Source organism: Erysipelothrix sp. P66, assembly GCF_038682365.1.
Classification (GTDB): Bacteria; Bacillota_I; Bacilli_A; order Erysipelotrichales; family Erysipelotrichaceae; genus Erysipelothrix; species Erysipelothrix piscisicarius.
The window spans coordinates 1575467-1599531 of the sequence record NZ_CP152290.1 but is presented as its reverse complement, the minus strand read 5'-3'; the positions used below and the strand labels follow the sequence as shown (position 1 = coordinate 1599531).

General features: G+C 37.3%; 24 protein-coding genes, 2 tRNA genes and 1 other annotated feature. Of the genes, 17 read left to right on the top strand and 9 right to left on the bottom strand.

The window, feature by feature from the left end:
- Positions 1–21: 21 nt before the first annotated feature.
- Both AAG186_RS07870 and AAG186_RS07865 read left to right on the top strand, forming a co-directional pair.
- Positions 22–681 carry a uracil-DNA glycosylase gene (locus AAG186_RS07870; protein ID WP_342621596.1) on the top strand — a complete coding sequence of 220 codons (660 nt, stop codon included), beginning with the start codon at positions 22–24 and terminating at the stop codon, positions 679–681.
- Positions 666–1886, top strand: a complete 1221-nt coding sequence (locus tag AAG186_RS07865) for a folylpolyglutamate synthase/dihydrofolate synthase family protein (RefSeq protein WP_342621595.1) — start codon at positions 666–668, stop codon at positions 1884–1886. Before AAG186_RS07870 ends, AAG186_RS07865 begins: the two co-directional genes overlap by 16 nt.
- A gap of 302 nt (positions 1887–2188) precedes the next feature.
- On the opposite strand, the gene AAG186_RS07860 is transcribed toward AAG186_RS07865, so the two are convergent.
- The 4 genes from AAG186_RS07860 to AAG186_RS07845 all read right to left on the bottom strand — a co-directional run bounded on the left by AAG186_RS07860 (position 2189) and on the right by AAG186_RS07845 (position 5370).
- Entirely contained in the window at positions 2189–2923 is a 735-nt protein-coding gene (locus tag AAG186_RS07860) for an amino acid ABC transporter ATP-binding protein (protein ID WP_161636764.1), read from the bottom strand.
- Entirely contained in the window at positions 2916–3578 is a 663-nt protein-coding gene (locus AAG186_RS07855) for an amino acid ABC transporter permease (RefSeq protein WP_125164038.1), read from the bottom strand. Before AAG186_RS07855 ends, AAG186_RS07860 begins: the two co-directional genes overlap by 8 nt.
- A gap of 1 nt (position 3579) precedes the next feature.
- A complete protein-coding gene (locus tag AAG186_RS07850; RefSeq protein ID WP_342621594.1) occupies positions 3580–4401 on the bottom strand; it encodes a transporter substrate-binding domain-containing protein in 822 nt (273 codons plus the stop codon).
- Between the two features lie 138 nt (positions 4402–4539).
- Positions 4540–4750 (bottom strand) — a binding site (T-box leader).
- Positions 4751–4788: 38 nt separating this feature from the next.
- Positions 4789–5370, bottom strand: a complete 582-nt coding sequence (locus AAG186_RS07845) for an NADPH-dependent FMN reductase (RefSeq protein WP_342621593.1) — start codon at positions 5368–5370, stop codon at positions 4789–4791.
- A gap of 164 nt (positions 5371–5534) precedes the next feature.
- Between AAG186_RS07845 and AAG186_RS07840 the strand changes: the two genes are divergently transcribed.
- Positions 5535–6227 (top strand): hypothetical protein, encoded by a 693-nt coding sequence (locus AAG186_RS07840; RefSeq protein ID WP_161636760.1) that lies wholly within the window; start codon positions 5535–5537, stop codon positions 6225–6227.
- 110 nt (positions 6228–6337) lie between these two features.
- The gene (locus AAG186_RS07835) at positions 6338–7276 is read left to right on the top strand and encodes an IS30-like element ISErh4 family transposase (RefSeq protein WP_342621592.1); all 939 of its coding nucleotides are present in this window, start codon (positions 6338–6340) and stop codon (positions 7274–7276) included.
- Positions 7277–7311: 35 nt separating this feature from the next.
- Here the strand turns inward: AAG186_RS07835 and AAG186_RS07830 are convergent, their stop codons facing one another.
- Positions 7312–8241 (bottom strand): hypothetical protein, encoded by a 930-nt coding sequence (locus AAG186_RS07830; protein WP_342621591.1) that lies wholly within the window; start codon positions 8239–8241, stop codon positions 7312–7314.
- A gap of 85 nt (positions 8242–8326) precedes the next feature.
- Positions 8327–9640, bottom strand: coding sequence for an aminotransferase class V-fold PLP-dependent enzyme (locus AAG186_RS07825; protein WP_342622105.1), 1314 nt, complete (start codon positions 9638–9640; stop codon positions 8327–8329).
- Positions 9641–9864: 224 nt separating this feature from the next.
- Here AAG186_RS07825 and AAG186_RS07820 point away from each other — a divergent pair, with 224 nt between their 5' ends.
- Complete coding sequence (locus AAG186_RS07820) at positions 9865–10755, top strand: LysR family transcriptional regulator (protein WP_161636757.1); 891 nt, start codon at positions 9865–9867, stop codon at positions 10753–10755.
- A gap of 36 nt (positions 10756–10791) precedes the next feature.
- Here the strand turns inward: AAG186_RS07820 and AAG186_RS07815 are convergent.
- Positions 10792–10868 (bottom strand) — tRNA-His (locus AAG186_RS07815).
- Between the two features lie 392 nt (positions 10869–11260).
- A tRNA-His gene (locus tag AAG186_RS07810) sits at positions 11261–11337 on the bottom strand.
- Positions 11338–11447: 110 nt separating this feature from the next.
- On the opposite strand from AAG186_RS07810, the gene AAG186_RS07805 reads away from it, so the two are divergent.
- From AAG186_RS07805 to AAG186_RS07775, 7 genes are all read left to right on the top strand, one after another.
- Positions 11448–12299: a DegV family protein gene (locus AAG186_RS07805; RefSeq protein ID WP_125163770.1), complete on the top strand. Its 852-nt coding sequence runs from the start codon at positions 11448–11450 to the stop codon at positions 12297–12299.
- Between the two features lie 15 nt (positions 12300–12314).
- Entirely contained in the window at positions 12315–13955 is a 1641-nt protein-coding gene (argS, locus tag AAG186_RS07800; RefSeq protein ID WP_161636756.1) for an arginine--tRNA ligase, read from the top strand.
- Between the two features lie 56 nt (positions 13956–14011).
- Positions 14012–14383 carry a GntR family transcriptional regulator gene (locus AAG186_RS07795; RefSeq protein ID WP_161636755.1) on the top strand — a complete coding sequence of 124 codons (372 nt, stop codon included), beginning with the start codon at positions 14012–14014 and terminating at the stop codon, positions 14381–14383.
- Entirely contained in the window at positions 14376–15080 is a 705-nt protein-coding gene (locus AAG186_RS07790) for an ABC transporter ATP-binding protein (protein WP_200542552.1), read from the top strand. The genes AAG186_RS07795 and AAG186_RS07790 overlap by 8 nt, the downstream gene beginning before the upstream one ends.
- Complete coding sequence (locus AAG186_RS07785) at positions 15074–15868, top strand: hypothetical protein (protein WP_342621590.1); 795 nt, start codon at positions 15074–15076, stop codon at positions 15866–15868. The genes AAG186_RS07790 and AAG186_RS07785 overlap by 7 nt, the downstream gene beginning before the upstream one ends.
- Positions 15869–15997: 129 nt before the next feature.
- A complete protein-coding gene (locus tag AAG186_RS07780; protein WP_200548912.1) occupies positions 15998–16648 on the top strand; it encodes a hypothetical protein in 651 nt (216 codons plus the stop codon).
- Entirely contained in the window at positions 16611–18443 is a 1833-nt protein-coding gene (locus AAG186_RS07775) for an LCP family protein (RefSeq protein WP_200542550.1), read from the top strand. The genes AAG186_RS07780 and AAG186_RS07775 overlap by 38 nt, the downstream gene beginning before the upstream one ends.
- Positions 18444–18500: 57 nt before the next feature.
- Here the strand turns inward: AAG186_RS07775 and yfcE are convergent, their stop codons facing one another.
- Positions 18501–19040 (bottom strand): phosphodiesterase, encoded by a 540-nt coding sequence (gene yfcE, locus AAG186_RS07770; RefSeq protein WP_161636751.1) that lies wholly within the window; start codon positions 19038–19040, stop codon positions 18501–18503.
- Between the two features lie 125 nt (positions 19041–19165).
- Between yfcE and AAG186_RS07765 the strand changes: the two genes are divergently transcribed.
- From AAG186_RS07765 to AAG186_RS07745, 5 genes are all read left to right on the top strand, one after another.
- The gene (locus tag AAG186_RS07765; protein WP_200542548.1) at positions 19166–19876 is read left to right on the top strand and encodes a hypothetical protein; all 711 of its coding nucleotides are present in this window, start codon (positions 19166–19168) and stop codon (positions 19874–19876) included.
- Positions 19848–21962: an LCP family protein gene (locus AAG186_RS07760; protein ID WP_342621589.1), complete on the top strand. Its 2115-nt coding sequence runs from the start codon at positions 19848–19850 to the stop codon at positions 21960–21962. The genes AAG186_RS07765 and AAG186_RS07760 overlap by 29 nt, the downstream gene beginning before the upstream one ends.
- Before the next feature lie 146 nt (positions 21963–22108).
- On the top strand, positions 22109–22987 hold the full coding sequence (locus tag AAG186_RS07755; RefSeq protein ID WP_161636748.1) for a diacylglycerol kinase family protein: 879 nt from the start codon (positions 22109–22111) through the stop codon (positions 22985–22987).
- A gap of 65 nt (positions 22988–23052) precedes the next feature.
- On the top strand, positions 23053–23361 hold the full coding sequence (gene trxA / locus AAG186_RS07750; protein ID WP_125163760.1) for a thioredoxin: 309 nt from the start codon (positions 23053–23055) through the stop codon (positions 23359–23361).
- 160 nt (positions 23362–23521) lie between these two features.
- Positions 23522–24055, top strand: coding sequence for an XRE family transcriptional regulator (locus tag AAG186_RS07745; protein ID WP_125163759.1), 534 nt, complete (start codon positions 23522–23524; stop codon positions 24053–24055).
- Positions 24056–24065 lie beyond the last annotated feature (10 nt).

Below are 24065 nucleotides of genomic sequence, written 5' to 3'. Positions count from 1 at the left end.
AAAATCATGCAGGAGGTCTTTATGAACTGGCAACAATTATTTAATGAAGAAAAGCAAAAAGACTATTTTCGTTTACTTGAAAATAAAATCAAAGAAGAAAGAAATGAGTTTACAATCTATCCACCTGAGGAGGCGGTTTTCACGGCATTTGAAAATACTAAATTTGAAGATGTAAAGGTAGTGATTTTAGGACAGGATCCTTATCATCAACCCGGTCAGGCGATGGGGATGAGTTTTTCTGTTTATAAAAATCAAAAATTACCTAAAAGTTTGATAAATATTTATAAAGAGTTGGAAGCTGATCTCGGAGTAAAAAATGAACATGGTGACTTATCATCTTGGGCGAAGCAAGGTGTTTTGCTTCTTAATACATTGCTGACGGTAAGAGAAAGTGAGCCAATGTCTCATGCTCATATTGGATGGGAACAGTTTACGGATCGGGTAATTTCGGAATTGGGACGCCGCGAAGAACCAATCATTTTTGTGTTATGGGGGAAAAAGGCTCAAGCTAAAAAAACGCTCATCCAAGATCACCATCAATTTATTGAATCCAGTCACCCATCCCCACTTGGTGCGTATCGAGGATTTATAGGGTCGCGTCCATTTTCAAAAATCAATGCGTTGCTTAGAGAACGTCATCAAGAAGAAATTAATTGGAGTGTTACATGTTTAGACAAATAGAACCTGCGCTTGAAGCGCTTATGAAACGTAAAAATCAGACGTACGGCATTGACTTGTTTCGTCAATGTTTAGAAGATATGGGCAATCCTCAAGATTCCCTCTCTTGCATTCATATTGGTGGTACCAATGGTAAGGGGTCGACAACCAATTATACCCGTGCAATTTTACAGGAAGCCGGTTATACTGTTGGGACATTCACATCACCTCACCTTACGGTACATAACGATCGTATTCGGATAAATAATCAGAATATCACGGACTCGGATTTACTAATGTATATTAATGTAACCGAACCTTTTTGGGATCGATATCAATTAAGCATGTTTGAAATTGATGTTCTCATCTCATTTTTATACTTTCTTGATCAAGATGTAGACTATGCGATTTATGAAGTGGGTCTTGGAGGTCGACTGGATGCAACCAATGTTATCCATCCACTAATTTCTGGAATTACAAACATTGGTCTTGATCATATGAATATTCTTGGGGATACCATTGAGAAAATTGCTGCCGAAAAAGCGGGTATTATTAAGCCGAATACACCTCTTTTCACAACAGAAAGCAAAAGTTCATGTTTAGAAGTATTCCACCAACACGCACATTGTATGCAAACCGAAGTACACCCGATCCAAACACCGGTGCCTCATCGTAGTGGGATGGCCTATCACTTTGAGGTTTTGGGTGACAGCTATAGCATTGAAAATCAAGGTATTTATCAAGTTGCGAATGCAAGTCTCGCCATTAATCTCGTAAAGGCCTTGCCTCAACTTGCGATTTCAACCCAAACCATTCAGAATGCAATTTTGAATGCATCCTGGGCAGGCCGTTTTGAGCGTGTCAGCGATGGTGTTTATGTAGATGGCGCTCATAATGAGATGGGGATAGAAATGCTTGTGAGAAGCATGGAAATGCTTCCTCGACCATGGATTGCGGTATTCACAGCTCTTAAAGATAAAGACTATACGCTTATGATAAATAAATTGGAATCTGTATTTGATGAAGTTATTATCACCCAGTTTGATTTTTATCGTTCCGAAAGTGCAGAAAACTTAGCGTTTGGACATCATGTCACCATCATCAAAAATCAATATGATGCAATTGATGCAGGTATCAAACATCGAAATCATGGGACATGTGTCGTTACGGGCTCACTCTATTTTATTTCTGAGGCGCGTGATTATCTCAAAAAAAAGCAAGACAATTGATGTGAACCCCTAAATCCAAACATGGACAGGGGTTTTTTCATGTCAACATGTAGTGCGGAATTCAAATTAATCGCAATCGAGCATGCAACGATAAACCTAATAAAGTATGGGGACCGATTTCAAATCAAGAAATATGATATCATAAGATATTTAGAAAAATAATCAAGTAGATTCGTCCGCACAGCCGTGACAAAATAAAAAGGACGCTCTTCTGTTTAATACAGAGAAGAATCCTTTGGTACTATTCATTAAATATAAAGCTCTTGGTTATGGGTCCACATCCATTTAAGACATGTTTTTTTTTATAAAACTTTACTTAAAAACTCAATGGTACGTGGATGAGATGGGTGATCAAAGATTGCTTCAGGATTACCTTGTTCACAAATAACGCCCCCATCCATAAATAATACTCGATCACTAATTTCTTTTGCGAAATTCATTTCGTGGGTAACGATGACGATGGTCATGCCACTTACCGCAAGATCTTTAATGACTTCAAGAACATCCTTAACCATTTCGGGATCTAAAGCAGAAGTTGGTTCATCAAACAGCATAACTTGAGGTTGCATAGCAAGTGCCCGAACGATTGCAAGACGCTGTTTTTGACCACCGGATAATTTACGTGGAAATTCGTGAGCTTTTTCTTTTAATCCAACTTTATCAAGTAAAGATAGCCCTAAAGCATTTGCCTCATCAAGAGACATTCCCTTCTCTAAAGTTGGTGCGAGGGTGATATTTTCCAAAACCGTTAAATTTGGGAAAACATTAAAGTGTTGGAACACCATCCCAATTTCTTGACGAAGCTTATCTAAATTTTTATGATCGGGTTGTAATTCAACACCGTCAAAGATTATACTTCCAGAACATGGTGTTTCAAGTAAGTTCAAACAGCGTAACAGTGTCGATTTTCCAGACCCTGAAGGGCCAATAATTGAAACAACTTCACCTTGGGTGATGGTCTCATTAATTCCTTGAAGAACCGATAAATCGCCATATGCCTTATGTAAGTTTTTGATTTCAAGTAGCGGTTTAGTCATTGAGAGCCACCTTTCTTTCAAATGCGGAAATAAGTTTTGATGTTGAGAATGTCATCATAAAGTAAATAACACCAACAATCATTAAAGAAGGAAGTTTTAAGTGCGTTGCACTTGAAACGATCGACTCCGAAGTCATCAGGTTATTAACAAAAAATACCGATGCAAGAGATGTTTCTTTAATCATTGTAATAAATTCATTCCCTAAAGCAGGTAAGATGTTCTTAATCGCTTGGGGGAAAATAATTTTCTTCATCATATTGGCGTTTGAGATACCAAGACTCTTCGCAGCCTCAAATTGTCCTTTATCAACAGCTTGAATTCCTGCACGGAATATTTCCGCAACATAGGCGCTTGAATTAATTATGAGGGCAACCATAATCCATCCCACATCGGGTACCGAGGATGAAATGTACTCAGATCCTAAAAAATAAAATAAACTCAGTTGAAGTAAAAGGGGCGTTCCACGAATGACTTCAATATAAACATTAATAATTGCTTTTAAGGGTTTAAATTTTGACATTTTCCCCATGGCAAGAAATGCACCAAGTAGAGTGCTGATGAGAACAACTACAACAGAAATGGTTAATGTACCCCAAGCTCCCTTGAGGTACACATGTCCATAGCGATTAATGAGCTTTAATATATCCTGAAACATTTTAGTCTATCGCTCCTAATTGTTCTGCAATGCTTGTAGCGTCATCAAGCCATTGTTTATATAAATCAAGTTCTACGGCTTTCGCAATGGCTTTATTCACTTCATTCATAAGGTCTTCTTGACCTTTTTCTAAAATTACTTTTGTACCATTGTCATCGATTGTTGCGAATTTAACTTTACTTACAACGAGATTTTTATTATTGAGGGTAAAACCTTCGCCTGATGCACATGATGCGGCAATGGCATCAACTTTCCCAACATTTAATTGAAGAACGGCATCATCTAAAGTATTCACAAGCTGCATTGTTGCTTCAGGAAGCTCCGTTTCGACATATGTTTGAGGTAATGATCCGTTTTGAACGGCTACCTTTGCTGTTTTAAGATCATCGATTGTATTTAGGGTTGCTTCTTTTTCTTTGGTAACAAGGAACCCTTGGCATGTGGACTCTGTTGTATCATATGTTTCACTGAAATCAACTTGTTCGGCACGTTCGTCATTGTAAGTGAATCCTGCAATACCCATATCAAATTTTCCAAGCGATACGGCGGAGGCAATATCGCCAAAACTCATCGCTTTAATAACCAGATCAACACCAATTTCATTGGCAATAAATTTTGCGAGTTCAATATCTGCTCCAACATATTGATCTTGACCAGATTTTGTTGCATCGATGAACTCATACGGTGCGTAGTCAGGTGATGTTACTAAAACAATCTCACCTTTTGCCTTGATGGCTTCGAGTTTACTTACGGTTGAATCCTTTTTACTACAACCGGTTAATACTAATAATGTAATACTTGCTACGATAAATAATTTTTTCATTTTGTTTCTCTCCTTGTGATGTTCGCTTTAAGTTTGGTTTGTGCGCTTTGCGAAGTCACGTCGTCGTTTGATTCCCATAAAAATTCTCCTCACTCTTATTTGAATCTAGGAACAAAAAAACGTCCCTAGATAGTTATATCTAGAGACGTGTTAAACGCGGTACCACTCTAATTGCCATATGTTTTTCATATGACCTCTCTCCTATAACGCTAGGTTTGCGGTTTATCCTACTCTTTGTTCAGATAAACATCTCCCAAGTGCGGTTCAACATAATTCATCCATTAGGCTTCCACCATCCCTAATTCGCTATCGATATCCGAATGTCTACTCTCTTGTTCTGCGATTTAAGTGAAATAATATCGTACAATCAAATCTTTGTCAATACTTTTATTTATCGTTGTAAGGGAATTGATCTTTCTTAATTGGATGGCTTTTTGCCCAAGTCCTATGTTCTACTGAACAAATAACATCATCACCTAATGTGCGTAAGCGGTCTAATATTTTTTCGTTTTTGATTTGAAGGCCATCAAAATCACAATCTTCAATAAAGACATACTTCTGAACAATCCGTGCACCCATGTAAGATAAAATCGGCTTGAGCTGTTGTTCAGCCATTAAAAAATACTTTGGTGATCCTGCAGTTACAACAATACCTGCACTTTTATCAACCAACGCATGCATTGGTAGTAAATCAAAAATATTTTTAAGGGCTCCAGGAATAGAGGTTTGATACGTTGGCGTTCCAACAATAAGTGCATCGGCCTCCAAAATTGCATTAATAACATATTGGGTATCGGAATTATATTGATTAACGGGGCGTCCATCACTAAATTGGAGATCATAATCTCCGATATTAATAATCTCCGTGTCAATAGTATGATTGTGTTTGGTTATCTCTTGGATAACATAGTCCAAAGCGACACGTGTCTTGCGGCCTGCTACTGAACCTGTGATTGCGATTATTTTCATGATGACACTCCATTTCTAAAAATTGTATCGCTTTCATTATAGAGTTACATGCTTCAAAATGAAAGGAATTCGCATGACTTTATGACAATAACATAAGTTTCGATTACAATTCAATTTCATTATAATAAGAATGTGTTAAAATTTTGATGATAAGGAGGTAGCATATGAAAAAACTCATCGTTCCAGCAATTCTTGCTGCGGCAGGCTATGGTCTGTATAAATATATAAATGAACCGACAACGAGAAATCGATTTCTAAAACCCGTTATGGTACCGACTCTTGGGCGTGATAAAGATATTTTCGTAGGGGAGAAACACTTATATTCGTTTTATATTAGTGAAGGTGATTTTACCCGTATTCTTAAAGAACACATTCGAATTAAACAAGCAGGTTTTGATTTAAATATCAATGAATCTTATACAAATATGCGTTTTGAGGAAATGATTTTACCTCGAATGGATACAAACAGTAATGATACGATTCAAGCAGATATTATTGCAAATTACAGAGAAAATGGCAGTTTAAAAGTAGGGGTAATTAAAGAGATAAATATTGGTCCGGATACGGATGTAAGAGAACGAAGAATTACGCGTAAAGACTTAGAAATGTTTGCGGATCGTTATCAACAACAAGATATTCCTGGCGTGATTACAGTTCGCTTCCATCTAAAAGAGGCCGATGCGTTTAAGGAGTCCCTAGATGTTGTCATTCTAAAAGATCGTACATTATTTATTTTTGAACCGGGTAAAGAACATGAAGACAGTGGTCAAATTGGGATTCATACATGGTTTGGATCTCGAGATCATGAAGCAACGTATACCTATGAAATGGCCTATCATTTTGGTGATTTCAAATAAAAGTCCACGCGATGTGGACTTTTCCTAAATTCAAATCTCAACCGCACCACCCAAGGTGCGGTTGTTTTTGTATAATAAAAGGAGCCCACCCGACTAAAAGGAGCTCCCATATGAAGTATAAACAATTAGATAAAAAAATGAAAGACCAAATTGATATTCTATTAAGCATCGGCTACTCTATGCGCAAGGCAGCACGTAAACTCAATATATCTCATTCTACGATTTCTAGATATAAAAATAATGTCTATAAGAAACGAACGATTGATATTCGAGAAAAATATTCCCACTTAATCGAATATCTGCATTCTCACTATGATCCTAAAGTTCATTCGGTAGAAGTATGCTTGAGTAACTATAAACGATATCATCCATATAAACCGTGTGTTTCATCGCAGCAAGTCTATAACTGGATTAATCAAGGTAAACTTGATATAAAACCAAATAGAATGTGCTATAAACGTCGAAAACGTAAAAAGAGAATTAGTGGAATGATGAATCACTTGAAATGGAACTTGGAAGAGAAAACAGTACTTCCAATTAGCCTTAGACCTAAATACATTGAGGAACGTAACGAGATTGGCCATCTCGAAATCGACTCTATAATCGGTAAGAAACATGAATCTGCAGCGATTATATCCATTGTAGACCGCTGCTCAAGAATGACCTGGCTTATTAAAGCAGAATATCGATATGACTATTACACATCAAACTTAATTCGAAAATTTATTGAAGAGAATAATATAACCACGAAATCGATAACAGTAGATAATGGACTTGAATTTAAAACATTAGGAATTACAGCCAAGCGGTTGGGTGTGAAACTATATAAGTGTGATCCATACTGTTCTTTTCAACGTGGAACCAATGAACGAGCGAATGCAATCGTGAGAAGGTTTATACCAAAAGGTAAATCAATGTATGATATAGCGCAACAATATCTTGATGATATTTGCTTCAAAATTAACTCAATGCCGCGAAAAATATTTGACTTCAAAACGGCCTATGAGATAGACTTTAATAAAAGTAAAAGTGGTGCGGTTGAGATTTGATAAAAGAAAAGTCCACGCGATGTGGACTTTTTTCTTTATGGCTTTCGAATCAATTCTTTTTGAGGAACTGTATTTTCGGTTGCGAATATAAGATTGTAAGGTGTATCTTGATTTACATTAAAAATTAGAGTTGCTTGGTTGTTTCGTGCATTGAGGTCCATTCGTTCGTGATTGTTATTTAAAACAAGACGGGGTGGAAGGTAGGTCGTTGCATCTTCAGAGACAAGTGTAAAGGCATTTCTGAAATCAATAATTGGGTCGTCACTTTGTAAATCAAGTGTTACGGAGATGATCGCAAACTCTTGGTTTTTTTCAGTTCGTTCAATATCGCCATCCGGTTTTTTATAGTTCTCACTGAATTCAATGGAATCGACATTAAACGGAATCAAGCGCAATGTTTTGCCCTGTGTATTTGGATAAATACTTTGATTAAAAATCTTAAAAAATTGTGCATAAGGTGCTTCAAGCTCGTTATTGATATCGAATCGTGCATAATTCCGATAGGTTATTCGGTTAATCGGTGTAAAGCGTTTAAACTTAAGGTGAATCTTATAGAGATCAAAGCGATGGTCTTCAATGAATGAATCAAATGCTTGGTTTGGATCTTCAAAAATTAATTCAGAATGTTCATCAAAGCACAATGCATATTCAGGCTTTGCATCTAAGAACCCACCGGGATCGGTAAATGTTAAAGATGGCTGTTGACACTGCGTTTTCGGTTCAATTGAACGAGGCCAATTTTCTAAATAAAAGGTTATGACGATGCATAGACACGCGATCAGGACGTATCCTCCCATGATTGTTAGGTTAAACCGGTGTGGACGTGTTGCATAGTTGGGTTGATTAAAGCGTCTTGGTTTTGTTCGCTTTTTAAAGCGAATTCGTTTTGATAGGAAATAAATTGGAAAGCCCAAGATTGTTAGGAGTACAAAAAGCGGTAATGTATAGTTAAAAAAGAATTTCATATGTGTTCCCCCTTATATTCTTATTATAGTTGGATTGTTCTTAGAATGTGTGTGAGTGTGGTAAAAAAGCAAAAAAACACAAATCTTAAAGATTTGTGTTGAGATAATGGGTTGCGAGTGTTTCAAGGTGGTCGAGTGTTTCATCGAGGTCATCAAAGGTGGTGATCGGATTAATTGTACACATTCTTAATACGGTGTGTCCTTTGAGTTCGGTTGTAAAGATACCTGCAAATTCATCGGCAACAATTTGCTTTGCGAGATAGGTATTGAGTGAATCCAACGCTTCGTCCGTTAAATCAGGATGGATGTAACGAAAATTAATAATCGAAAACTGAGCAGGTGAGATCATTTCCCAATGACTGTATTTTAGAATTCGTTCTTGAACGTAATTCGCAAGTTCTTGGCCATGATCAATGCGACGAGAATATTCTTCAATTCCAATAGTTTGCAGTGAAAGCCATAATTTTAGTGCGCGAGTCGGTCGTGTAAGCTCAATTCCCATCGAGCCAAAATTTGTTACACGGTCACCATCAATATCTTTTAAATATTCAGGGCTGGCATCGAAACTGTTGAGAAGATCTTGTTTATCTTTCACAAGAATCATGGCGCAACTATAAGTTTGATAGAGTAATTTATGGGCATCCCAGCTAACACTATCTGCTTTATGAATTCCATTAAGGCGGTGTACTTGACTGGTTGAAAGAAGGAAAGACGCTCCATACGCGCCATCAACATGCATCCAAAGAGAATACTTCTTACATAAATCACCGATATCATCTAAGGGATCTACGGTTCCAGTATTGGTCGTTCCTGCAGTTGCAACGACGCAACAAGGAACCAATCCCTGGTTTAAGTCCTCTAAAATTGTTCGTTCAAGAATGTCCGTTTTAATTTGAAAGGCTTCATCGGTATCAATAAAACGGAATTGACGGCTCGTAAATCCAATAATTTTTAAGCCCTTTTCCACAGAGTGGTGTGTTTGATCAGAAAGATAAATGACCCCCAAGTGTCGGTTATCTTCATTCAATACTTTATCCCTTGCTGCAATAAGTCCCGTTAGGTTTGCCATAGAACCACCTGAAACAAACAACCCGCCAGCATGTTCATCATAGCCGATTTGTTTGGTGAGCCAACAAATGGTGTTTTCTTCGATCGTACTTGCGGCAGAACTATTAACCCAATTACTTGCATGCACATTATAAGCGCTCGACATTAAATCACCCAAAACAGAAACCTTTGTAGCCGGTCCGGGGATAAATCCAAAATGACGTGGGTGAGCACTGCGTAAACTATAGGGATAAATATCCGTCATCAATTGAGATACAACGGAATTGAGGTCGCGTCCTTGTTGCGGCATATCTTGATTTTTAAGACGATCTAAAACGTCTTCCGGTGCGATTGTACAGACAGGTCCGGTACCTGGACTTGTTTCACCTTAATAAAAAGTTTTAATAAATTCAATCATCATAGCTTCAATTGAAGCATCTTCATCGAGTTCATATCGTTTCATTTACATACCTCCATTAACTTGACTTCGTGTTAATGAAAATATACCATAACTTATAGAATAAGATAATTTAATAGATTTTATAAAACGGATAAAAAAAATTAATGGGAGAGCGTATGAATCTGAGACATTTTCAAACATTTGTGAAGGTTGTGGAGAAAGAAAGTTTTAGTAAGGCAGCGGATGCCTTAGGTTATACTCAAGCGGCCGTGACCGTTCAAATCCAACAACTTGAAGAAGAACTTCAAACAAAACTCTTTGACCGCATGAATCGAAAAATTCACCTCACGGAAGAAGGCGAGGCATTTATATTTTATGCGAACGAAGTTTTAAGAACCGTTGAGGAAGCGCGTATCTTTAATCAATCGACCAAAAAAGAACACGGTACCATTCGCGTCGGAACGGTCGGATCGTTGGGGTCGAGCATTTTTCCAGACCTTATCTATAATTTTCACAAGGAACATCCCAACGTGGAAATTAAAGTGATCATCGGAAAAACAGAAGAACTGCTGGGTATGGTACGGCGAAACGAAATCGACATCCTTTTCACACTCGATTATCAACTTTATGGTGCAGATATGGTAAAAGTATTTGAAAAGGAAGAAACCATTCTGTTTGTAAGTGCGGATGAGACGGTAAGCAGTACAAAAATCTATAACCTTGAAGAATTTTCGGATGCACCATTTTTACTGACCGAACAAGGTGAGGCGTATCGCTATGAACTTGAGCGCAATCTTGCGAAGCGACGCGTGAACTTAAATGCGATTTTAGAGGTTGGAGATACAGAAATTATCATCGCTGTCTTGAAAAAAGGACTTGGGTTATCGTTTCTTCCTGAATTTTCAGTAAAAGAAGAACTCGAACAACGCGTATTAAAAACGGTGAATGTTGATATTCCTACGGTTTCGATGTACGCTCAAGTCCTTTATCACGAAAAAAAATTCCTGACGACCCACATGAAGTCATTTATCCAGGAAATTGAACAAACCTATATTCGTCGAAAATAAAAAAACCCACTCTAAAGAGTGGGTGTAATTTCAATATGGGGCGACCGACGGGACTCGAACCCGCGCATGCCGGAACCACAATCCGGTGTGTTAACCGACTTCACCACGATCGCCATATCCTCGTCAATTATAACCATAAAAATTAATCTTGTAAAGAGTAGAAAGACCTAAAAATTAAGAATTCAAAGGGGATGAACAAAACGTGATTGTTGGTCATCATATTTTAAGGTTTCTTGAATTCAAATCACCAAAATGATACTATTTTAAAACGAAATTTCGAATTCTAGATGAAAATTCATCAAATTAACAAACTATCTTGCTATTTTCATTAAATGAAAATGACTTTGGAGAACTATCCTTATAGAATGTATGTGTACGTGCTAAAGAGCATAAAGGAGTACGTTCATATCGAGGAGTTTGTACAATTCACGGTTGATATAATTGAGTGTTTTAACAAGACGAAAGAACAAATAAAAACCCACTTAAAGTGGGTGTTATTTCAATATGGGGCGACCGACGGGACTCGAACCCGCGCATGCCGGAACCACAATCCGGTGTGTTAACCGACTTCACCACGATCGCCATTGCTAGACCATTATAGCGTTTAAAAAAACGTTTGTAAAGGCGCTCACCAAAAAATAGTGAATTATATAAGAAATATGATATAGTAATCATACTAATGGAGGACATTTATGATGAAAATTGCTGTTATCACAGACTCATCGGCAGGTGTTTCAAAGCAAGAAGCAATTGATCATGAGATTATCGTAGCACGTATGCCTTTAACAATCGATGGAAAAGCATATATGGAAGAAGAAGGGATCTCTCGTGAACAATTGATTCAAGCCATGAAAAACGGATCATCTGTTTCAACATCACAACCACCTTTAGGTAGGTTGATTGAATTGTTTGATGACGTTTTAAAAACATATGACCATATAATCTTTTTACCGATTTCAAGTAAACTTAGCGGGACGTATCAAACGGCATGCGGACTGGCTCAAGATTATGATGGACGCGTAACGGTTATTGATTCAAAATTTGTCAGTTGCCCATTGTTTTTATTAAGTCTTGAAGTTAAGGAAATGATAAGGCGGGGTATGGAACCGGATGCTATAAGGACGCTCATCGAAGATGAAGCGGATATGTATGCATCACTCATACCTGAGAATATTATCTACCTTAAGCGTGGAGGTCGTATTACGCCAGCAGCTGCAGCCATTGCGAATTTACTCAAAATCGTACCTGTATTAAAGGTTTCAAATGGTGAGATTGATTTGGCTGAAAAAGTAAGGACCTACAAAAAAGCAGTCCGCGTTGGTTTTGATCACACTGTGGTAGATCGGAATAAAGATGATTATGAATGGATTGTTTTAGACGGCGGTTGTGAAGAAAAAATCTACAATGCTGTTGTGAAAGATTTAGAAAAACATTTTGGGGTTGAGGTCATAAAACGTCCTTTATATCCTATTGTACTTGCTCATACTGGACCTGGCAGCATTGCGATTGCTTGGCGAAAAAAACTTATTAAAGATAAAATATAGAGAAGGAGCTTTAATATGAATAAAATTGAAACAAAACTTGTTGGACACATCGAAGATATTATTCTTGATGCGTTTGGTATTGAAAAAGAAGATGGACTTGTAATGTTAGAAATCCCTAATAATCCAGAAATGGGAGATTACTCAACAAACATCGCAATGCGTCTTACAAAACGTGTTGGTAAAAATCCACGTGAAATTGCTAGCGTTATTGTGGAGAAATTAGAAAATAATGAGATGGTTGACTCCATTAGTGTTGCGGGACCTGGATTTATTAACTTTGTTATGAAACCAGCAGTTTTAGGTAGCGTTATTAATGATGTTATTGAGGCTGGTAAAGATTATGGTCGTTCCAATGCAGGGGAAGGAATCCGTTTACTCAATGAATATGTATCGGCGAACCCTACTGGACAACTTCATGTTGGTCACGCACGTGGAGCCGCATGGGGTGATTCACTTTCACGTATTATGTCCTTTGCAGGATATGACGTACTTCGTGAGTATTATATTAATGACCTTGGTAATCAAATTTTGATGTTAAGTCATTCACTTTATGCACGTTATAAACAAGCATTTGGTATCGAAGCAGCATTGCCTGAAGATGGATATCATGGACCCGATATTGTTGAAATCGCAAATGATGTGAAAGATGCTGAAGGTGACAAATGGTTAGATGCACCGGAAGAAGAATGGGTACCTTATTTTAAAGAACTTGGAATTAAATTAGAATTAGAGCGCATTAAAGAAGATTTAAATACTTTTGGAGTTGAAATGGATTCATGGGTTAGTGAAAAATGGCTCTATGATGATGGACGTGTAGAGGAATCTTTAGAAGCACTTAAAGCAAAAGGTGTAACGTTTGAAGAAGATGGCGCACTATGGCTTCGTTCAACAGATTTTGGGGATGATAAAGACCGTGTCCTTATTAAGAGTGATGGATCTTATACCTATCTCGTACCTGATATCGCAAACCACATTTATAAACTCGAACGTGGTTATACACATTTACTAAACCTATGGGGTGGCGATCACCATGGTTATATTGTACGTATGCAAGCTGCACTTGAAGCGCTCGGCCATCCAAATGTTCTGGATGTTGATATTATTCAAATGGTTCGTCTTGTGGACGAAGGTGTTGAAGTTAAAATGTCAAAACGTACAGGGAATGCACTGGGTCTTGTTGAACTGGTTGATGATATTGGTGTTGATGCAACACGTTACTTCTTTGTAAGCCGTGCTTTAGCAACGCCACTTGATTTTGACCTTGGTCTAGCACGTAAAAAATCAAACGATAACCCAGTATTCTATGTTCAATATGCACATGCTCGTATTTGTTCAATTTTACGTCAAGCAGGAGAAGTTCCTCATGTTGATGTCATTGATCAACTTACAAATCCTAAAGAAATTGCCTTATTAAAAGAAATTAATGAGTTTAGTTCTGTTGTTGCAGATGCTGCGAAAAGACGTGAAGTTCATAAGATTGCAAATTATGTTCAAGATCTTGCATCATCCTTCCATAGTTTCTATGGTGAAGTAAAAGTTATGGATCCAAGTAACCCGGAACTACAAGCACAACGTCTAAATTTACTTGTAGCGGTAAAAATTACCCTAAGTAATGCCTTGAACTTAATCGGTGTTAATGCACCAGAACAAATGTAATTCTTGTACATTTTGTTGTTCTATTGTATTATTTAAGTGTTACAGGGGGTGATGGTATGTCACTAAAAAATAGTTCCGTAGCCATTTACCGACAAATCATTGAGTATCTTGAATTAGAAATTGCCTCGGGTCGACTTAATGCAGGGGATCGCATTGAGTCAATCCGGGCACTTGCTTTATTCTTTAAAGTAAATCCGAATACAGTTCAAAAAGCACTCAATGAGCTCGAGCGTGATGGTTTGATTGAAACAGATCGCACAAATGGTAAATTTGTTACAGATAAACAAGAAATAATTAAGAAGTTAAGAAGTGAATTGGGACGTCGTTACAGTGTTGTATTTGTTGAGAAAACGAAAACACTTGGTCTTGACCTTGAAGAAACAATAAGCCTTCTTAAAAATGAATGGGAGGTTGGGAAACATGAATAACGAAAATGGTTTGGTCATTTCACATTTAAATAAGCATTATGGAAAAAATCAAGTGCTTAAGAATATTAATTTAAATTTGGAATCTGGAAAAATAGTGGGTCTTTGTGGTCCAAATGGAGCAGGAAAGACAACCTTAATTAAGACGATTGTTGGTCTTCTTCGTGATTATCACGGAGATATTCAGGTATGTGGAAATCCAGTTGGTCCTGATTCGAAAGCTATTGTTTCATATCTTCCTGATGTGGAATACTTAGCACCCAATCTTACAGGACTCAAAGCAGCAAGACTCTATAGTGATATGTATGCTGATTTTGATATGGGTGTTTTAGAAGACTTATTCCTTAAGATGAAATTAGATGGAAGCATGCCTGTTTCAAAGATGTCTAAAGGGATGCGTGAAAAGTTCCAACTTGCTTTATGTTTATCGCGTAAAGCACGTATCTATATATTTGATGAGCCGATTGCAGGTGTTGATCCTGCATCACGCGATTCGATTATCGAAACAATTTTAAGCAATTATACTCAAGATGCACTACTTATCATTTCAACACATCTCATTCAAGATATTGAAGGTGTCTTGGACGAAGTCGTCTTCATTAAAGATGGTGCGATTCTCATGCACGAAAATTGTGATGATTTACGTGAAGCACGTGGACAAACAATTGATGAAATCTTTAGGGAGGAATTCAAATGGTAGGAAAACTATTTAAAAATGATTTGGTAGATTCTTATAAAGCGTATGCACCCGTTGTAGGGATGATGATTGCAGGATGTGTTCTTACAATCTTGATGATTCAATTAGCGATTAATGATCGATTTGGAATCTTTGGAACCTTTATTGCGTTAGCGTTGTTTGCACTCGTAGTTATTGTGACAGTGATGTCCGTGCGAGCAAATATCTATGTACTTTATACAAGCATCTATCATAAAAACGGATATCGACTCTTTACGTTACCGGTTAAGACTTGGCAAATTCTTGTATCAAAATTATTAGTGGCGTTCTTTTGGTCAGTGATTATGGGTTTACTCCTAATTCTATCCCTGTTCATCATTACTTTCACAACAACAGGAAGTCTTGCAATCTATGGCCAAGCAATGCAGGAATTATCCCAATACTTTGCACAGTATTTTGAATCGAGTGTCGCATTTTTTGCGGTTATTGATAACCTGTTAAACTTTGCGCTCAGTTCGCTTGTCATTCTCTTTGCAGGTGCTGTGGCACATTCAAGCTATTTCCAAAATAATCGTGGATTAGTTGCTGTGGGGATTGCAGTTTTAATCGCTATTGTTCTCGGACAAATTGGTGCGTATGTTGATACTTCGTTTGGAAGTCTTTTATTACGCTATGATTCTTATGCATTCTTACAAGGTGGAAGTATTCCAGTTGGTGAGTTTGCGCTTGTGGTCTTATATCAAATTCTTGTCTGTGGGTTCTTGACCTTTGGAACACTTTGGTTTTGGAACCATAAGTTAGAAGTTATGTAGCAAATTTAAAAACCTGATAAACAATCAGGTTTTTTTTTGCAAAACATGTGATAATGCGTGAACTTTTGTGATTTATTGACTTTGCAAAGGTTTCGCATTATTGTATTCAAGGTAAAGGAATGTGTAATTATGGAAAAAAATAATAAATTATTACTGATTCTTGTTTTTGTACTGTCTTTAGGGACGCTCAGTGTGGGTGGCTTTTTTGCAATCCAAGCATGGCAGACGTACCAAACAACTCTTACTAAAGCAACGATATCAAACCACAGTCAATACAGTCTTCGAAATAATGCAACGGCATATCAAAAAGAACTTTATGAAGAACTTGCTTCTGTTGAATCAGGTTCGGATGCGGTAATTTCTGAACTCATTTCGAAAAACTTTATTGCTGATTTTTATACGTGGACAAATAAAGTTCGAATGAATGACGTTGGTGGCATTCAATTTCTACATCCGGATATTAAAGTCTGGGTATATGATCAAGCGCTTGATCGCTTCTATAATGATATGCGTGTTTATATTGAACGAGAACAAGTTGAGGATACGCTAGAGGTAACGGGAATCGAGGTTACTTCGAAGAAAACAAAGTTCTTGCTTCATGACCATGAAGTACCCGCATATCAAGTCAATGCGACATGGACATACAAAGATTCAACCGTGCTTGATACAAAAAATTATCAACATGCGGCACAGATTATGGTCGTTAAGGTAGACGACACCTATTCAATTGTGGAGGTATCAAATGGAACTCAAACTTCAACCGAAACAAACCCAGCGTAAAGAAAATCGTGTTGTGGGGACGTTATTGCTTATTCTCTCAAACATTCTACCACTGGGGCTTATTGTCTTCTTAGGAAGATTTGCATCCATTCATGGACGTTACTTTGCAATCGGTACACTAAGTGTTATGGTATTTATTCTTCTTCTTAATATTCTCTATATACTTGGTTATTTAAAATCAAATAAACTTTTTAGATACGTATTTCTAATATTGTCTGTTGTATGGCTTTTGGTTGGATCGGTTGGTTCGTTTTACGCAATTAAAACCAATGCCATCACCAACGCCATTCTTAATAAAGACGAAGTTCGTGAATTTAGTGTTGTGAGTTTTAGTGGGGATGACGTGCTTGAGGGTAAAACAGTAGCGTATGCACCCATGAATGAACCCGAAGTTGAAACATCGATTAAGAAAAAAATCGCGGATAAAGCGGATAATGTTGTTTTTGAGAAATATGATAATTATCGTGACTTGTTATCAGCGGTAAGTGCGAAGAAGATTGATGTTGCGGTATTACCCCTTAATTACCACACATTAACTCAAGAAATTCCAGATGGGTCAAATCCTTTTGTGGAATCAAAAGAATTATTTACGTTTTCCACATCCCTTACAAAACAATCCAACACTGAAGTGGATGTTATTAAAGAGCCATTTACAATGCTTATGTTGGGATTAAATGATGATCTTGCAGATTCAATTATTCTTGCATCCTTTAACCCCGAAACGCTTAAAGTTACGATGACAAGTATTGCACGGGATTCGTATGTTCCAATCGCTTGTTATCCAAACGAATCTTACGATAAAATAAATCATTCTCATGGGATTAGTTCACAATGTATGGTAGATACAATTGAAAACTATCTGGGTGTTAAGGTTGATTTTGTGTTTGAAACGGATTTTTATGCACTTGAAAATATGGTAGATGCGATTGGGGGCTTAGAAATTGAAAGTCCGACAACATTTGCAGGTTCATTTCCACTTGAAAAACAATACGATGACGATGGTGAGCCCATTATGGAAGGTGTTACCATTCCAGAAGGGAAAAACCTTCTGAACGGTAAACAAGTTGTCACTTTTGCACGAGAACGTCGTATTGAAAACATGGCAAATGGTGATTTTGACCGCCAAGTCAATCAACAGTATGTTATTAAAGAAATGGCAAATAAAATTCTTGCGACACGAAATCCGAATACGATCTTAAATGTTTTGGATTCGGCGAAGAAAAATATTACCATGACGCTTCCACTTGAAACCATTTCCAAACTCATGGGATATGCATTGCAAAGTATTGATCGTTCTCCGGTAGACCCCATGTCAACATTTAGAGTTGTGCAAACTCAGATTGCGGGTGAAGGAACGATTATTAATGGTGTGTGGTATGCGAAGCCTTTTGAAAATCAGTATTTACAAGCAAAGAAAGTCATTTTGGATAATCTAAAATCAGATGCAGACTTACGAAATGAATACGACTTTACGTTTACCTATGGTAAACCTTATCAAACAGATCTGATTTCTTCGGAAAATTCAGAAGATACCGGTCCGCTTTTGACGGTGCTTAAACCAAGTGAGCGCAGTGCACAAGCCGTTGATGTCTTAGATTTTAATGGCCTCTCTCAATCAGAAATTCAATCGTGGGCGGATAAAAACCATGTTTCAGTTACCTTTGATGTAATCAAACCGGACTCCCCAGAGTTCAAGCATGATTACATTAACAATCAAGTGCTCGAACAAGATGTTAAGCCCGGATTTTATAACGAAGGTGTAAATGCAATCCACATTAAAATCGTGAATAAGTAAAAAAGAAAACAACCACTTCAGGTTGTTTTCAAATTCTAATCTAAGATTGAACACATCTTAGTCAATTACAGCTTGCATGTAGACATCATGATTAAGTGTATACGTTGTGAGGACACGATCATCCAGATATCCATACGTGTTTGGATGATTTTCTTTAGGAAGTGCAATGGATCCAGGATTATATATTGTTGTATGGTCTATTTTTTTCAAAACAGGCACGTGTGTGTGTCCAGAAATAAAGAGGTCTACGCCGTGTCGTGGTCCCTCAATATCGGGTTCAAAAAGGTGACCGTGTGTCACCATGATGGTAAGATTATTCCATTCTGTCACCGTATAGTCTTGCATTATTGAGAATTGACATAACATTTGATCCACTTCACTGTCACAGTTTCCGCGCACTGCGATAATGGGGCATGTGAGTTGGTTCAATCGATCGGAAACAGCTTTCGGATTGTAATCCGCAAGAATTGGATTTCGAGGTCCATGATACATGAGGTCCCCTACCAGTAAAATGCGATCATAAGGTAAGGGTGTGTTGAGAACATCATTTAAACGGTCGATGCTACCGTGTATATCAGAAATAATTAAAGTTTTCATGCTTTCCTCCAGTCATATGTAATGAAATTATACCATCAAACATATTAAAATATGGGATTTTCCAATCGTTAATTGATAATTATGAGCGAACATTTTATGATAGAATAAATAGAGGATGTGAAAATATGAAGCAACACAGTAAAGGTCTTACCATTTTTATTTTAATTCTTTCACTTACAACTTTGAGTGTAGGTGGTTTTTTTGCGTACCGAGCATACCAATCAAAAACAAGTATTGATGGGGGTACTACAAGCGAGAATAGTTTCTATTCGCTGCGTAAAAATGCAACTGAGTATCAAAAAGAACTCTATAAGGAACTTACCTCGAAACTGAAAGAAGATCCAAGAGATGATAAAGTGATTTCAGAGCTTATCGCTCAAAACTTTGTTGCGGATTTTTATACATGGACCAATAAGTTGCGCTTTAATGATGTAGGAGGCATGCAGTATATTCATAAAGACCTTGACTGGGTTTATGGTCAGGCACTGGATACATTCTATAACGATATGCGTTACTATAAAGAAAAAGGGAAATTAGACAAAACACTTGAAGTTGCTTCATCGACCGCAAGTGCCAAAAAAGACACGTTAGTTTTAATTGAGCAAGAAGATGAATTGGTGACACAAGAAGATGGGACGGTCAATACCGTAACAAACGATGTTGAACGTTCGATTCCTGTATATCGTGTTGCGATAACATGGAAATATAAAGACTCGGATGTTTTAAATGTCTCGGAGTTTCAACAGAAAGCAGATATTTATGTAACGAAAGATGACGATGGATTGTATTCAATCATGGAGGTAGACGATGGGCAAGTCAAAGAAGCAGCAAACTAAAACAAAACAACGTAGACCCTCATTCATTCATCGACCAATATTTGGATTGCTTCTAACAGTAGTCGTGAATATAATCTATATTGCATTATTATTTGTCATTGGACGATACGTTAATTTACACAGCAAGTACTTTATGCTCGGAATCACAATTATCGTATTGCTTGTTTTAATTCTTAATTTATTTTTCCTTTTAGGGTATGCGAAACGAATTCGTTTTTTCCGAAAAGCAGTTGCAGTATTTGGAATGTTTATGTTGATTGTTGGATCGGTAGGGTCCTATTACACATTTAAAACCAATGCAATCGCGAATCAAATGATTAATGAATCCGGCCAGGAAAATAAAGAGTTTTCAGTAATTAGTTTTAAGGAAGGTGGGAAAAAAGAAGATCTTGATCACAGCACGCTGGGTTATGTTGAAACAACGCAAGAATTTGAAGATGCGGTAAAGAAAAATGTCGCTAAAGAATCAAGAACGGTTGAGTATGTCAAGTTTAAATCCTATGACGATCTTCTTATAGCGAGTTTAAATGATAAAATTCAATTCGCAGTGGTACCGAAAAACTTTAGTTCGCTTTCAAAACGACTTGAAACGGAAGAACGAAATCCAATTGAGTTTTCAAAAGCAATGTTCTCGTTCAGTATAAAAAGCAAAGAAACGGTGAATGATAAAGATGTGTTAAAGGAACCCTTTACGATGTTAATGATTGGGGTTAATGAAGAACTCGCTGATTCCATCATCCTAACCTCTTTTAATCCTGAAACACTTAAAATCACCATGACAAGCATTCCACGTGATTCTTATCTACCGATTGCTTGTCAGAATAATTATCCCGATAAAATTACCCATGCACGTGCATTTAGCCGTCAATGTCTCATTGATTCGGTTCAAGATTTTATGGGCGTGAATATTGATTTCTACTTTGAAACAGATTTCTATGCGCTTGTGAAAATAGTCGACACATTAGGCGGACTTGAACTAGAATCACCGATTGCATTTGGGGGATCATTGCCTAAAGAAGAAGATCCATCAGAATTCCATGAAATTTGGATTCCAGCTGGAAAACAAAAAATGGATGGAAAGCAAGTGATTACCTTTGCTCGTGAACGTTATGCCTTTACCGGTGGTGATTATGTTCGTCAAATGAATCAACAATATGTTATTAAAGAACTCGCAAATCAAATTTTAAGTACACGTAATGTGAATACACTTGTGAATGTATTGGATGCCGCAAAGGATAATATTCAAATGAATATATCCATAAACGATATTACATCGCTTATGGGATACGCATTACAAAATATCGAGAAATCACCGGTATCTCCGTATAATACCTTTAGAATTGTATCGACCCAACTTCAAGGTGAAGGGGAAATTATTGATGATGGCTACAGTGGAAAATATGTTTCCCATCCATATATGCGCGATGTCCAAGTAGCGCGTGATGTCATTAGCGATAACTTGAAACACGACGCGGATCATCTAGATGTTAAGACATTTAGTTTCAAACAATCAAAACCGTATCGTTCAGCGCTTTTTAATCCAAGTCAAAATGTGGAAGGGCTCTACTATCCAGGTGATGTCGTACCGAAACGTCTTGAAGATACAGACAAAGATAAAGAAACAGAGCGTTCAAATGCTGTACCTGATCTAACATCAATGTCACGCAGTGAGATTAAACGTTGGGCTCAAAATAATGGCGTGACGGTCGTTTTCAATGAGATTGATCAAAATTCAGATTCTTATCAAGACTACTACAGTGATGGACAAATAATTTATCAAAGTGTAGAACCTGGAGATTATCACCAAAAACAAACATATATTGAACTTACAATAGTCGTGAAATCAGAGGTTGAAGAACCCAAAGGTGTTACAATTCCTGATTTTATTGGAGATACGGTAGCCGATGCAATCGCATGGGCGAATGGAAATGGATTTACCATTGAAGCCATTCCATCCGGGGACACCACTGCGATCATCGAGTCGCAAAGTATTCGTCCAGGTCTTTACCAAGGCGAACATCGCAATATCGTTGTATCGGTTCGAATAGAATCGGAGAAACCCGAAAATCAGAATTCCAATGAATAAATTGGATGCACATGGGTAACACAAAATATAAAATATTCGCTATAATACTTAAGAATCGTGAGGCCTCTATGAAAATAGAGGCTTTCATTCTTGTATTATTAGGTCATCTGTACCATAATAAACATATGTGAATTGAGGTCGAAATCATGAAACACGTATTTATCATTAATCCAACTTCAGGCGTAGGACGTTATCGTGACGTCGAAGCATGGATAGACAATAACTTTAAAGACAAAGAAGACAACTATGAATTGCGTTATACAGAATATCCAGATCACGCACAAAAAATTGCGGAAGAATATCATGGGAATGATGTCGTTATTTACTCTGTAGGTGGCGATGGTACCGCACATGAAATTCTTAACGGTTTAGATTTAGACGTACAATTAGCAATTATACCTGTAGGTACCGGTAATGATTTTTGGCGGATGATCAACTATAACCATCCCCTTGAGAAAATACTTGAAGATACCATTAACGGGTCTGTACAACACATTGACATTGGCGAAGCCAACGGTCACCGCTTTTTAAATTGTATGAATATGGGTGTGGATTCAGAAGTTAATCGTGATGTAAATGCAGTTCGTAAAACATGGTTTCCTCGCAAATTGATTTATATCTATTATGCAATCTACGAACTTATTCGTAAAAAGCCCATCCAATGTATAGTTGAAGCGGATGGTACCCAAAGCGAACACAATGCCCTTCTCATTTCGGTTATGAATGGTCGTTGGTATGGAAATGGATTTCAAAGCGCACCTAAAGCCATTATTAATGATGGTGCACTCGATGTCTGTATCGTAGAAGATGTACCAGCAAGACGTCTTCCTAAATTGCTGCCAATGTATTATAAGGGAGAGCATTTGGATCTTGATGTCGTGACAAGCTTTAGAGCGAAAGAAATTAAGATACAATGCAATCAAACTGTAGCTTTAGGATGTGATGGTGAAGTCTTTGAATATTCAACCGTCCATGCACGTGTTCTAGATGGAAAACTTAAGTTACGTGTTCCAAATGCTCTGTGAGCATATTAAGGTACATATGAAATACTTGTGATATAATAACTAAGCAAATAGGAGGACACTATCAAATGAAAAATATAACAAAAAATGATTTTAATGAAGCCGTTAAAGATGGCGTAGTACTTATTGATTTTTATGCTAACTGGTGTGGACCATGTAAGATGATCGCTCCAATCTTGACAGAACTTTCAACAACAATGGCAGATGAAGCAACAATCTTAAAAGTTAATGTGGACGAAGAAGGCGAACTAGCACAACGTTTCGACGTTATGTCAATTCCTACTTTAATTCTCTTTAAAGATGGAAAACCTGTTGGACGCAAGACAGGATTTTTACCAAAACCTGAGCTTGAAAAATTTATTCGTTCAGCACAATAAACGCAATCTTAAACCAAAGAAAGACCAACACTCCGTTGGTCTTTTTATTTTTACATTTTTTCTATTAATTCGTTTGCATTTTAGAAACCATTATGTATAATTAGTTTGTGTTTATACTTACTAATATAAAAGTTTACCAACACTAAACAAGGGAGGAACTATGGAAATTGGAAAACGACTCAAACAGTTGCGCACAAAAAATGGTCTGACCTTAGAGGAACTCGCAAGCCGTAGTGAATTAACCAAAGGGTTTTTATCACAACTTGAAAATGACTTAACGTCCCCATCCATTGCAACACTTAACGATATCGTGGAGGCGCTGGGCACGAATTTGTCAGTCTTCTTTAAAGAAGAGTCTGCTGAGCAAGTTGTATTTACTGCAGATGATTATTTTATTGATGAACGCGATGATTCGACAATCCATTGGATTGTACCCAATGCGCAAAAAAACGAGATGGAACCCATCCTTTTAGAACTCGAGCCAGGTGGTGAATCCAATGAAATCTTACCGCATGAAGGGGAAGAATTTGGATATGTACTCCAAGGTAAGGTATCATTAAGGTATGGAGATGAAACAATAACGATTTCAAAAGGACAAACTTTTTACATAAAAGGAAATCGTAATCACGTCTTGGTTAATGAACATCAACAACGAGCACGTGTGATATGGGTGTGTACACCCCCTGTATTTTAAAGGAGGAAGA